Here is a 12,967-nt window from a genome sequence, read left to right as displayed (position 1 = left end):
CGAACGCAGACGCGAAGACCTAGGGTGTTTTCTGGACCGTGAATAGCTCAATCTCCGAGGGATTGGACTTGCAAAGGACCAGAAAACCTACCCTATTAACCGCAATCAGCCGCCGCTCAGTCGTAAGCTGCCGTCACGATCATTTCGACCTTCAATACATCACGGGCGAGCTTGGATTCTCCGCAGGCGCGGGCGGGCGCGTGGCCTTCGGGCACCCAAGCGTCCCAAACGGCATTCATCTCGGCAAAGTCTGCCATATCCGCCAACCAGATTTCGCATTTTAGGATGCGGGTCTTGTCGCTGCCTGCCTTTTGCAAAAGATCCTCAACCTTGGCCAGAATGTCCTGCGTCTGATCTGCCACGGTCGGCGCGTCCGAAGTCTGACCGCACAGGTAGGCAACGCCGTTGTGTTTCACGATCCGGCTCATGCGCTGACCGGTTTCGATGCGGGTGATTGTCATAACTTGTACTTTCTCATTGTTGAATTTAGCAGTGATTTGAGCTGCCCACGGCACAAGCGTTGAAATGCCAATGGGAGCCATAGATCAGAAGCCGGCACTACGAGGCCGAGTTTCCTTCAAGTCAGATTGTCCGCCAGTTCATTTTGATATCCAAAAAGGGCCGGCAGCCCGCCGGTGTGCAGCAGAATAACTTTCTGACCCGGTTTAATCTTCTGGCTTTCAACCAGATGCATCAAACCGGCGAATGTCTTGGCGGAATAAACCGGGTCGAGGAAAACCCCTTCGGTCCGTGCCATTTTTTCCAGTGCGGTACGCGTTCTTGCGTTCACTTTGCCGTAACCTGGCGGCAATGCATCGTCATAGACATCGATCCGCGCCTGCAATTGAGCGGCATCAACATCCAGCAAGTTTGCAAGTTTCTGTAGAACGATCATCATGCGGGCGTGTTGCTTCTCGCGATCTCTGCGCACGCATATTCCAAATACCGGGGCCGTGCTGCCTTCCAGTGCTAGACCGGTTAGCAAACCGCCATGCGTAGCACCACTGCCTGACGGCACAACCACCGCATCGAAATTGGGCATCTGGGCGCACAATTCCTGTCCGCCAACGACATAGCCCAACGCCCCCAGAGGTGGATGATTCAAGCCCAGATGAATGACATATGGCGTGCGGCCTTGGGCCTTCAATTCGTCAGCACGCGCGTGCAATGCCGCGTCGGCCCCGGCTTCGTCTTCGCCCTCGGGATAGCTCATATGCTCGGCACCCAGAATCTGTGCCAAAAATACGTTCCCGGACCTGTAATACTCTTCGTCCATATCTGGGACACGCTCTTCTAATTGAAGCACGGATTGCATGCCCAGCTTAGCGGCCGCCGCGGCTGCAGATCGGACAAAATTGGACTGAACAGCACCGGTGATTAGAATGGTATCGGCACCTTGTTGCTGTGCATCGCCGAGGTAGAATTCGAGCTGCCGTGTTTTATTGCCGCCAAACACAAGCTCCGTCAGATCATCGCGCTTGAGCCAGAGATCGATCCCCAATTCCGCTGACAACCTGTCCAAACGTTCCAGAGGTGTCGGGCCCGACATAAGCCGGGCGCGAGGAAATCTCTCCAGATTGTCGTTTCGTTGCATCGTGCACCTCCCGGGATTATACAATCATATAGGCGCGCTGGAACAGGACACAGCAGGCGATGAAAGAAACCACGCGGATCGCGGCTATGACGACCGACTGCGGCAAGTAAGAGCCCCCTGCCCGTCCAAGCAGGCTGCCTACCAGCGTGATTGTGACAAAGCCGAGCAGTTGCGGCTCGTATGTGATGGCCTGCGTTTCGGACAGGCTGTGCAACACGAATGCAATGCCGTAAGCCACCAGCGCGATGGGTTGCACCAGCTTGGCCACCTCTTTGGCTGAACGGCCCTTTGCGATCAAACCAAACACCATAAGTGGGCCCGGTGTTGCCGCCCAGACGGTTGCAAGCCCGGACAGCCCTGTAATGGCTGAAAACCCAAAACGCCCGATTGTACCGCGCAAGGGAAGCAGGGTGGTGATCAAGCCGATCAACAACAAGCAGGCCGTCAAGGCCAGAACAAACGCCTCGTTCAACAACGGATAAACAGTAAGACCGGCAACTACACCGACACAACATGCGATGATAGCATTAAGAATGAGTGGCTTGTTGTTCTTCAGTACATGACGGTCCGTCGCGACTATCGACACAAGGGTATTCAGCAACAGCAATATGGGAACTGCCGTCGAGGTGCCGAGCAGGATCATCATCGGGGGACCCGCGATGATACTGAAACCGATGCCCACGCCAACCTGCAGCATTGCCCCGAGGCAAATGGCGGCCATCAAAATGGACAGATCAATGGTCACATAGCACTCCTGCAGCTTTGGCATTTTTGCAAGAACTCAGATATCCTGAGGTTACGGCCATGGTCCATGTCATTACTTCATTCGAATTGATTGGCACGCACTAACGCTGCCAGGGCATCAATCCAGAGTATAGCTCACGGGCCGCTACGGAATGTGCCATTTGCGCAAGTGTCGTCAGATCATACACGGGAAGGCGCAGTTCTTCCTGAAGGCGCGATGCGTAGGGCGGCAGGTCTGTACACTCCAAAACCAGTGAGCGGATATCAGGGGCCTCAAGCATCAGGCTACGGGCTGCGTTCAGGACCTCGGCCTCGATCAGGTCTGTGTCCATACGGGTGCGGGTATTCCGCAAGATCACTTCTGCAAATTCACTAGTGTCCTCCAGTCCCTTCACCGCCACCGGAACACCGGCGGCACCGACGCCTTCAAAATGCCGGGCAGTCAAAGCAGAAGCGTCTGCAGTCAAAACACCCACCGGAGCGTTCGCGCCGGTCATGTGATAAGCCAGCGGCACCTGGATCAGGCTGGAAGCAAACACCGGAACTGAAACCGCTGCAGCCAGTTCTTTTTGAAACAGCGCAAGAAAGCCACAGCTGCCGGTAATGGCGCGCACGCCTTCGGCCTCAAGCCGTTTGGCACCTTCGATGAAGGGTTCAAGCAATTCCGGCGTAGGGTTGTTCAGAAGTGTCGGGACAGTCACCCCGTCGATCATTTCATACAGAACCGGAAATGGCAGGCTGGACGGGTTCTTGATATGGCCCGGTGGCTTTGGGAAATAGCTTTCAAGGCAAAGCACACCGATTGAGGCCCCGCAGATATTCTGGCCGCCTTGATAAATTGGCATTGTCATCAGGTCCTTTTTTGATTTGAAAGCTCAAAACCGGGTTGGTGTATACGGTGCTAGATCGATATTCGGGATGCGATCCGAGACGATATCCGCCACTAGCTCGCCGGTTTTCGGGGCCATCATCAGCCCGTAATGAGAATGCCCGAACGCTGCATAGAGTCCCTCTTGGTCTCTTACTTGCCCGATTGCGGGCAAGCTGTCCGGGAATGACGGGCGCCGACCCATCCAAAACCGCGCCTCACCTGTATCAAGCTCGGGCATCATGGCCTTGGCCTGTTGGGACAGGATTTGCTTCTTCCGTGGGTCAGCGGGTGCATCGGCGCTGCCGAATTCAGCCGTACCGGCGACCCTAAGCCCCCCAAGCATCGAACTTGCGACCACCTTTGCATCCACATCCATGACCGAGTTGTTCAGTTCGACCGCAGGGGTTGGGAATTCGACATGATAGCCCCTTTCGGCCACGAGAGGCATAGGCAATCCCAATGGTTTCAACAGGTCGGCAGACCATACGCCTGCCGCAAGAACAACATGGCTGGCGGTTAGCGTATCCTGCGCAGTTGCAATCTGCCAACCACCCTCTTCCGCGGGGGTAAGCTTGGTGACTTCGGTTTGCACAATTTCAGCACCTTGCACTTGCGCCTTTTCGGCCAAAACCGCTCCCACACGTCCCGGAGCGGTTACACGCGCTTGCCCTTTGATCACAATCGCACCTTTGAACGCTTCGGACATAGCGGGCTCCAATCGGCGCAGTTCGTCACCGTCGACGCGTTCCAGATCGCCGCCTTTTTCGCGGCGGATAAGATATCCAAGCCCGTCCAGATCAGCCTGTTCTGGTCGGCGAAAGGCGTGGATGTAATAGCTATCGGTGATCAGGTTCTCGTGCCCGGTACCATGTAAATGACGCCGGTACAGATCGACGGAGGGGCGACAAAGAACCTCCATCGCGTCCGAGACTTCGCGAACAGTTTTTTCTCCTGAGTTTCCGAGAAATCGCAACCCCCAAGGAATCATTTTGGGCCAGAAGCTGGGCCTGACTGACAGCGCGCTCTTAGGGTCTAGCAGCATTTTGGGCAGCATTTTCCAGATACCGGGCATTGCTTGCGGAATGATCGACCAAGGCGAAACCACACCAGCATTCCCGAACGAGGTTTCCTGACCCGGCTCACCTCGATCGATCAGCCGAACCTGAATGCCCCGTTCCTGCAGCGACAAAGCGCAACAGATGCCGACGATTCCTGCGCCGATGATGGTCACTTGTTCTGTCATCAGTTCAGGCCGGAGATTGACTGCGGTTGCGCGCGATCAATTGGGTGACGATGACAGGCGAGGCAACGGCCAGCGCGATCAGGTCTGCCGTCAGGCTGGGCGCGACAAAGATAATCCCCGCAAGGGCCATCAGAATCCGCGCCGCAACATTCATCGGTTTCAGCCAGTAGCCCACAACCGCAGCCGACAGGGCGATAACCCCGGCGATACAGCTGGCGGCGGTGTAAGTGAACTCCCAGAAATTGAAGCCGGTTGAGGATACGAACAGCAGAACTGGCGCATATACGAAAGCCATCGGCGCAATCACCTTGCCCAATCCAAGAGTGAATGCCGACAGGCCAGTGCGGAACGGATTCGAGTTGGCAATTGCAGCAGCCGCGTAGGCCGACGTACAGACCGGTGGTGTGATTTCTGACACCACGCCGTAATAGAGCACGAACAGGTGGCTGGCGATGGGAGGAACGCCGAGCTGCGCCAAAGCAGGCTGTGCGACCGATACCAGCATGATGTACAACGCTGTGGTCGGGATACCCGCGCCCATCAGGATACAGACGATGGCTATGAAGACCAGTGAGATGAATAGCTGCAGGTCTTCCATGGCAAACAGCTGGAAGCTGCCGAACGAGATCATGTTGTAAATATCTGAAGCCAGATTGCCCGCGCCCTGTGTCACCATGAAGCCAATGCGAAAGCCGATGCCAGTGGTGTTGATCACTCCGACCACGATGCCAACCGCAGCCGCTGCGGCACCAACGGCCAGCGAGTACTTCACGCCCAGTTCGACCGCCTGCAGCATCTCGGGCACTTCAATCCGTTTCTGTGGATTCAGCGTGGCAATAACCGACAGGCCACAAAGGATTGCGGTCATCGTCAGGTCGAACCCGCCATCCGAGAATTTCCAAAGCACAAAAGCCAGGAAAGCCGCGGCATAGACCAGCGTTGGCGGCTGTTTGATCCGCGACATGCCCGCGATGACCGCCAGAGAAATACCGCAAAAAGCGGACATGAATGGCGTGTAGCCCGTAAACAGCACCACCAGCAGGCCGATCAGTGGCACGATATTGGCCCAGCCTTCCGCCCAAACGGCTTTGAGTTGCGGCAGCTGCTCTTTCGCCAGACCTTTCAGGTTCAGCTTGCGTGCCATCAGGTGCACCACAGCGAAGACGCCGACATAGTGCAGTATTGCTGGGAAGATCGCCGCGATCACAATGGTGGTGTAGGGGACCTCAAGGAACTCGGCCATGATGAAGGCTGCAGCGCCCATGATCGGCGGAGTGATTTGGCCACCAGCAGAAGACGCAGCCTCAACCCCGCCCGCAAAATGGCCAGGGTATCCGAGGCGCTTCATATTGGGGATAGTCAATGCTCCGGTCGATACGGTGTTGGCCACCGATGAGCCCGAGATCGTGCCAAAGAAAGCTGAGGACACCACTGATACCTTTGCCGGACCGCCAGTATAACGGCCCGCAAGTATAGTCGCGTTGTCGATGAACAGCTGCCCCAGACCGGTGCGTTGCGCGATGACGCCGAACAAAACAAAGTGAAAGACGATAGTCGAAACCACCCAGAGCGTGACGCCGTAGATACCTTCCTGCGGAAAATACATCGACGATACGAAGGTTTTGAAATTCACGCCGGGATGCTGCAGCAGTCCGGGGAAGTACGGCCCCAGCAGGGCGTATGAGATGAAAACACAGATGATAAGGGGCAGCACCCAGCCCAGCGTGCGCCGCGCAATGTCCAGCACCAAAAGGATAATGACGACGCCCAGAAATACATCATAGTTGTTGGGGTTGCCCATCCGGAACGTCTGTTCCTCGATCCCAAGGAACGGAATGCCGCGCCAGGCTACGCCAACATAGAGCGCGGCAACGATGCCAAGCGCCATGAAAACCAGATCATAGAGCGGGATGTTACCGATGCGGAACCGGCTGACCTTAAGGGCATAAAGGCTCTTTGCCCCAACAATCGGGATTGTGGCATAGACCAGAATGAACAGCAGGGCGAGGTAGATGCCCATGTGCCAGTGGTCTGCGGGCAGGCCGAATCCGGCCGTGAAGAATTCGTAGAACGCTAAAATCAGGGCCACAACACGGAGAACTTTTCCAGCGGTGGGCGTCACCTGCCGGACGGCGGCACCTTCATCGAACTGTTCCTCGATGGCCGCTAGTTCCTCGGCTGTCAATTCGTGGTCATCAAGTTTCTGGGTCTCGGACATGATGGCCTCCCGATTTCGCATAGTTCCAGTGTGCGGTGCCCCACATAGGGGCACCGACGATACAGTTCAGTCTGTTACGTTTACTGAAGAAGTCCGGCTTCTTTGTAGAACTTCTCGGCACCCGGATGCAGTGGAACACCCAGCGCCTCTACACCATCCAGCGCGGTATCGGGCGTGATCTGCTTACCCTTGGCATGGCCGTTGTCCAGTAGCTTGCGGGTGTTGTCGTTCCACAGGGCTTTGGTCAGCTGATAGACCAGATCTTCAGACAGATCCGAGGACACAACCAGCATAGCACTGACCGCAGGGGTCTTGGTTTCCGCGTCTATGCCTTCATAGACACCACCCGGAATGGCCGAAGGGATATAGGCCGGAATGATCTCGTTGATCTTGGCCAGATCTTCATCGCTGAACGAATGCAGGTTCATGCCTTTGGTCGACGACAGTTGTACCATCGCGGCAACTGGCCAGCCCGCAGCGTAGAAATAGGCGTCTAACTGACCGTCAGCCAAACGCTCGGCGCTTTGACTGTTGTTCAGTTCGGCTTCATCCATATTGTCGCGATTCACGCCCCAGGCGTCGAGCATCTGCAAAACTGCAACCTGCGTACCCGATCCGGCCTGTGCGATACCGACGCGTTTGCCTTCCAGATCGCCCAGGTCGTTGATCGTCTGACCGGCGGGCAGCACGAGATGCAGGTCCTCGGGGAACAGATTTGCTACGATGCGAAGGTTAGGATGAGGTTTACCCTCGAACTTGCCTTCGCCCAGATACATTGAACGGGTCACATCGGCTGCGGCCAGACCGGCCTCAAGCTCACCATTCTGCACTGCGGCATTGTTGAACACCGACGCTGTCGTGGATTGCGCGATTGCGATCAGGCCCGGGACGCCACATTGGCCACCTTCTTCGCACGGGCGAGATCCCGGAGGGGCAGAAATTCCGTTGGCGATGGTGCCGCCGATGGGGAAGTAGGTTCCGCCTGCGCCACCGGTCCCGATGCGGAAGAATGTTGGATCCTGCGCCAGCGCAGGGGCGGCAAGCGCGCCTGCCAAGGCCAGTCCGGTCAAACATTTCACGAATTTCATAATCATCTCCGTTGTTGGATCGCTGGATTCGGTTTTCCCGAATTCGATCTTCTCAGCGTAGAGACGATTCGCATAAATGCAAATTTTTTATACTTCACAAAACTAAGGTTTTATTTATACATTAACCATGAACCTTATGCAGCTCACAGTGTTTCGCGAAGTGATGGAGACCGGCTCTATCTCGCAAACTGCCAAGAAACTGAATCGCACTCAGCCGGCGATTAGCCTTGCGTTGAAAAACCTGGAAAAAACGCTGGGACTGACCCTGTTTGAACGCAAGGGAAGACGCCTGGTTCCGGTTCCTGAAGCGCACTACCTTCTGGCCGAAACCACAGGCATTCTGGACCGTCTCGCCACCATCTCCAGCACAATGGAAGGGTTGATCAAAGGGCATGCAGGCAGCCTGAACATCGCAACGATGCCCGGGCCGTCCGCCTTTTTGTTCCCGCGTTTCATCAGCCAGTCGGTCGGAGAAAACCCCGATATTCGCATCACTCTTTCCACCCGCAGTTCACCTCAGATTATGGAGCTTGCAGGGACCCAGAACATCGACTTCGGATTTGCTGATTTCGAACATTCAGCGGGCAAAGAACCGCAGTACTCTGCCGAACTAATCAAAGCAGATTGCTTCTGTGCCATTGACCGCACCCACCCACTTGCTTCGCGTAAGAGCCTGACACTGTCTGATCTGAACGATACGCCCATGGGCGGCTTGCATGCGTCACACCCATTCCAGCGCAAAATCCGGCAGGAATTCGAGGAGGTCGGTGCTGAGTACAATCCGACAGTGACCTGCCAGTATTTTCAGCCGCTCATCCCCTTCGTCAGCTCCGGGCAATGTTGCAGCATCGTTGATCCGCTGACCGTCGTGACCGAGCAAGGATTGAACCTGTCCGACGGAAAGGTCGCTTTTTTGCCATTCAAGAAACCGCTCAGATATGAATACGCGATCCTTGAACCCAACCACCGGCCGCCGTCTCAACTGGCTTTAAAGATCAAAGCTGGATGGAAAGCCGAGGTCTTAAAAATGTTGGAAGACGTGAAGGCGAACCCTCACACAGAATGGATTTTCCAGGCCGGGCGTGAGTAAAACTGATCGGCCCCAATGAGTTGATCTCTTGATCGCTCGAAGCGATTTACAGCGTCAAGTTGATTTGAGAAGATCGACGGCTGGTCGGAATTCACTGATTTAGAGTAACGCAGTTTTCGGTCGGCACCGATGACGCACCAACCATCGAATATTCATACGAATTGTTTCAAAGGAGCGTTTCAACCGTTTCAGATGGCTCAACAATTACCCCTTTTGGACACAATTTTGTCCCAAAATAAAATGTAATTGCACTCAATAGTTATCAATGTGGCATGATCATGATGCTTGTCGTCCAAATACCGGCGCTTAACGAGGAGGAAACCCTTGCCGAAGCGATCGCGGCAATTCCCCGATCGATTCCTGGCGTCAGTAAAGTTGAAGTACTGGTCATCGACGACGGCTCCACCGATCGGACCGTTGAAGTCGCCTGGAATGCCAAAGCTGATCACGTTCTGGAAATGAGCAGCCATGTCGGCCTCGCCCGTGCGTTCAGTGCCGGCATCGAGTATGCGCTTTCTTTGGGCGCCGATGTGATCGTCAACACCGATGCAGACAATCAGTATTGCGCAGACGACATTCCCGCCCTGATTGATCCGATACTGAAGCGTAAGGCACAAATCGTGGTCGGCGCTCGCCCGATCAGAGAGATCGAGGGCTTCTCGCCGTTGAAGAAAACCCTTCAGCGGCTGGGCAGTTGGGTCGTGCGACTGGCTAGCAAGTCAGAAATCCCTGATGCGCCCAGCGGATTTCGCGCCTATTCCCGAGATGCCGCTGCCCGACTCTGTGTTGTCAACACTTATACCTACACTCTGGAAACCATCATTCAGGCCGGACGCAAACATATCCCGATGACCTCAGTGCCTGTTCGGGTCAACAAAGTAACACGCCCGTCTCGTCTGTTCAGAGGTATCGGAGAGTATGTCACCCGCTCAGCAAGAACTATTCTGCGCGTTTTTGTGATCTACGCACCATTGAAGTTCTTCCTGACGCTTTCGGCAGTATTCGCCTTGCCTGGCTTAATCGGGGTTGGGCGATTTCTCTATTATTACGCGACAGACGGGGGGGCCGGGCATATTCAGTCTCTGGTTCTGTCCGGTGTGCTGCTGGCAATGGCCACGATACTGTTCGCCGTTGGTATCCTGGCCGATCTTATCGCCACCAACCGTAGTCTGCTGGAAGACATCCGGGCCCGAGAGTTACTGCGCGCGCCGATTAGACCTACTGAAGTAATTACCCTCGACCAGGTCAGGGCGGTAGAGAATGGATAATCCGGCGCTAGGCGATCAGCGAAACGCCGGATTGGTAGGGGCTATCACTCTTGATCGAGTGGTACGTGCGAGCATTGTCGTTGTCTTCGTGTTTATGCTTGTGCTGGCGTATACTCACAATGTGAATTGGGACGAATTCTATTTCCTGTCACATGTCCATGCCTTCCTCGACGGTCGATTGGACCGTCCAATGCAGACCTTCTTCGTGCATGGTTTCACATGGCTCGATGCGCTGCCGGGTCATGAGATGGAACAGATATTTGCAGCCCGGCTTGTGATGGTTGCATGCATCGGGCTGACCACAATTTCTGTGCACCGTATCGCCCTGTATTTTACCGAACAGCGATTTGCCGATATCGCTGCTCTGGGTTTCCTGACTTCGGGCTACGTTTTGGCCTATGGCGCCAGTTTCCGTGCCGATCCCATTGCTGCGGCGTTACTGACTTCTTCGATTGCAATCTTGCTGACCACGCGCCTGTCTGTCAGGCAAACACTGGCGGCAGCGCTTCTGAGCGCTCTGGCCGTACTGGTTACGATCAAATCGGCACTCTATCTGCCCGCATTTCTGGCCGTGCTGATATGGAGGATCGAAGATCGAATAGCGGTACGGCGCATCATTATCACAGGTATCTTGGCGGCTGGCATTTGCGTGTCATTCTACCTCTGGCATGCGTCTGGCCTTCGCGTCGCCGAAGGCAACCAGACGGCAAACAATGCAAAGGACGCGCTGAATACGACGCTGTTGAAAAGCGGCATATTCCCACGATCAACTGAATTCATTAGTTGGGCTATGCTCAGCCTCCCACAGATCATTCTTGTGGGGATCGGACTGTGTGCCGGTCGGAATGCTCGGCGGGTTCTGCTGATTGCGCTCTTTGCTGCACCGCTCCTCTCGGTGGTGATCTATCGCAATGCCTTTGTCTATTTTTACCCCTTCGCTACCCCACTCCTGATGGCAGCCGTCGCGATCGGAGCACAGAGGCTTGGATCATCACGACGCTCGGCACAACTGGTGATGGTGATGCTTGCGGGGCTTTTTGTCCAGGCAGCCCTAGCACTGCAAGATCGTGCAGGAAACCAACGCGCCACTATTGCGGAAATTCATCGCCTGTTCCCAGATCCGGTCGCCTATATTGATGACAGCCACATGATCGCAAGTTTCCCGAATCCTGGTTTCTTCATGTCAGGCTGGGGCGTTGCACGCTATCAGGCGGCGGGCCAGCCCGTATTTGCCAAAATCATCGCAGAACAGCAGCCGCCTTTGCTCATCGCCAACAAAACTGCTCTGACGCTGACGATGGACCCAAGTTCGGCCAATGGAGCCGAGCCTGTGCTGCTGCCTGAGGACCACAAGATATTACGCGAGTCATATGTGCACTATTCGGGATCGATCTGGCTTGCCGGAGGATCAGTGACGCTGACCGGCGAACCGGTTGAATTGGCACTTCCGTTCCCCGGGAGGTATCGGGTCGAAACCAGCCAGCCAGTACAGATTGATACAAGTGCCGTCGCATCTGGAGACATTCTCAGCATTGCGGCAGAGGCAGTAACAATCAACGGACCGAAAGGTGTTTCTGTCAGGCTGATCTGGGATACTGGTGTGGCGCCGGTCGCACCAGAAAGCTTGGATCGAGAGGTTTATACCGGCTTCCGGATGCTATCGCCATGAATGCCGATATGCCTCTTTCCCCTCGGGTGGTCAGCACCACTCCGATGCCATCTGAGCCCGGCAACAAGCGGGTGATTTTTTGGGGAACATATGATCTTAGCAAACCGCGTACTCGAATTCTCCGAACTGGATTGCAAGAGCTCGGCGTAGAAGTAATTGAAATCCACGCAGAGATTTGGCCCAAACACGCGGATAAAAGCCAGTTGAACATGGCTGTGATGATCCGAGTGTTGTTCAGCGCGCTCTTGGCCTATCCGCTTCTGATCCTGCATTATTTGCGTGCGCCTCGTCATGATGCAGTGATGGTTCCCTATCTTGGCGCGCTCGATACTTTGGTGTTGTGGCCCTTTGCCCTGCTACGTCGGCGGCAGATCACCTGGGACATGTTCCTTTCGCTTTACGACACTGTCGTTAACGATCGAAGTATGGTTGGGGCCAAGTCACTGCCGGGCCGGATGCTTTGGGTCACTGAATGGCTGGCCTGTCGGGCAGCGCATCATGTCTTGCTCGATACGAAGGCGCATGCCGAGCATATTGCACGGATCTTCAATTTGCCTGAATCCAGGTTTGGAGTAGTGCCGGTGGGAGCTGAGCCGGGATCCTTCCAGCGTCTGCCTCCTCCTGCGCGCCACGACGGTCCCACTAGAGTGTTGTTTTATGGACAGCTCATCCCGCTGCATGGGCTTAAAACGATATTGACGGCAGCTACCTCGGATCGAGGTCGCGATATCAATTGGCACCTGATTGGCACCGGGCAAGAGCGCCTATTGCTCGAGACAGCTCTGGTGGATGCGGAGCATAATCATATCTCCTGGCAGAAGTGGGTTCCCTATGAGGAACTGACCGAGGCAATTTCAAATGCCGACATCTGCCTCGGCATTTTTGGCGCCTCTGGCAAGGCTGCGTCAGTGGTGCCGAACAAGGTTTATCAGGCGCTGTTGTCAGGGCGATCAGTGATCACCCGGAGCTCACCTGCCATGATCGAAACATTCGGCACCGAAGCTCTCGGGGTGAAGCTTATCCCTCATTCAAATCCCGAAGCGCTGCTGGATGCCATCGCTGAATTGAGGCACGAGGGCTATCCGGTAATGCCTGAAGACAAACTGAAAATGGCCAAGCCCCAGGAGATCGCGCGGACTCTTTGCGGATACCTGTTTCGCTGTGCACCTCAAGCCGGATAAA

General features: G+C 55.3%; 11 protein-coding genes. 4 read left to right on the top strand and 7 right to left on the bottom strand.

Annotated features, from left to right (window positions below; translation table 11 throughout):
• Positions 1-116: 116 nt before the first annotated feature.
• The 7 genes from ACR0MJ_RS09085 to ACR0MJ_RS09055 form a co-directional block, all read right to left on the bottom strand.
• The gene (locus ACR0MJ_RS09085; RefSeq protein ID WP_170394035.1) at positions 117-461 is read right to left on the bottom strand and encodes a RidA family protein; all 345 of its coding nucleotides are present in this window, start codon (positions 459-461) and stop codon (positions 117-119) included.
• Positions 462-577: 116 nt separating this feature from the next.
• Positions 578-1,594: a D-cysteine desulfhydrase family protein gene (locus tag ACR0MJ_RS09080; RefSeq protein ID WP_480760715.1), complete on the bottom strand. Its 1,017-nt coding sequence runs from the start codon at positions 1,592-1,594 to the stop codon at positions 578-580.
• A 16-nt stretch (positions 1,595-1,610) separates the two neighbouring features.
• A complete protein-coding gene (locus tag ACR0MJ_RS09075) occupies positions 1,611-2,339 on the bottom strand; it encodes a TSUP family transporter (protein WP_480760713.1) in 729 nt (242 codons plus the stop codon).
• Between the two features lie 100 nt (positions 2,340-2,439).
• Positions 2,440-3,183 carry an aspartate/glutamate racemase family protein gene (locus ACR0MJ_RS09070; protein ID WP_170395044.1) on the bottom strand — a complete coding sequence of 248 codons (744 nt, stop codon included), beginning with the start codon at positions 3,181-3,183 and terminating at the stop codon, positions 2,440-2,442.
• Positions 3,184-3,213: 30 nt separating this feature from the next.
• Complete coding sequence (locus ACR0MJ_RS09065; RefSeq protein ID WP_480760711.1) at positions 3,214-4,452, bottom strand: NAD(P)/FAD-dependent oxidoreductase; 1,239 nt, start codon at positions 4,450-4,452, stop codon at positions 3,214-3,216.
• A gap of 4 nt (positions 4,453-4,456) precedes the next feature.
• Positions 4,457-6,670, bottom strand: a complete 2,214-nt coding sequence (locus ACR0MJ_RS09060) for a TRAP transporter fused permease subunit (protein ID WP_170407117.1) — start codon at positions 6,668-6,670, stop codon at positions 4,457-4,459.
• Between the two features lie 80 nt (positions 6,671-6,750).
• Positions 6,751-7,758 carry a TAXI family TRAP transporter solute-binding subunit gene (locus ACR0MJ_RS09055; protein ID WP_170394045.1) on the bottom strand — a complete coding sequence of 336 codons (1,008 nt, stop codon included), beginning with the start codon at positions 7,756-7,758 and terminating at the stop codon, positions 6,751-6,753.
• A gap of 136 nt (positions 7,759-7,894) precedes the next feature.
• Here ACR0MJ_RS09055 and ACR0MJ_RS09050 point away from each other — a divergent pair, with 136 nt between their 5' ends.
• The 4 genes from ACR0MJ_RS09050 to ACR0MJ_RS09035 all read left to right on the top strand — a co-directional run bounded on the left by ACR0MJ_RS09050 (position 7,895) and on the right by ACR0MJ_RS09035 (position 12,966).
• On the top strand, positions 7,895-8,848 hold the full coding sequence (locus tag ACR0MJ_RS09050) for a LysR family transcriptional regulator (protein ID WP_480760708.1): 954 nt from the start codon (positions 7,895-7,897) through the stop codon (positions 8,846-8,848).
• Positions 8,849-9,126: 278 nt separating this feature from the next.
• Complete coding sequence (locus ACR0MJ_RS09045; RefSeq protein ID WP_480760706.1) at positions 9,127-10,116, top strand: glycosyltransferase family 2 protein; 990 nt, start codon at positions 9,127-9,129, stop codon at positions 10,114-10,116.
• Positions 10,109-11,785: a hypothetical protein gene (locus tag ACR0MJ_RS09040; protein ID WP_480760703.1), complete on the top strand. Its 1,677-nt coding sequence runs from the start codon at positions 10,109-10,111 to the stop codon at positions 11,783-11,785. The genes ACR0MJ_RS09045 and ACR0MJ_RS09040 overlap by 8 nt, the downstream gene beginning before the upstream one ends.
• Positions 11,786-11,793: 8 nt before the next feature.
• On the top strand, positions 11,794-12,966 hold the full coding sequence (locus ACR0MJ_RS09035; protein ID WP_480760700.1) for a glycosyltransferase: 1,173 nt from the start codon (positions 11,794-11,796) through the stop codon (positions 12,964-12,966).
• Position 12,967 lies beyond the last annotated feature (1 nt).

This window comes from Ruegeria sp. C6, assembly GCF_056537625.1.
Note: the sequence above shows the minus strand (reverse complement) of the source record. Positions and strands in the feature narration are given on the sequence as shown.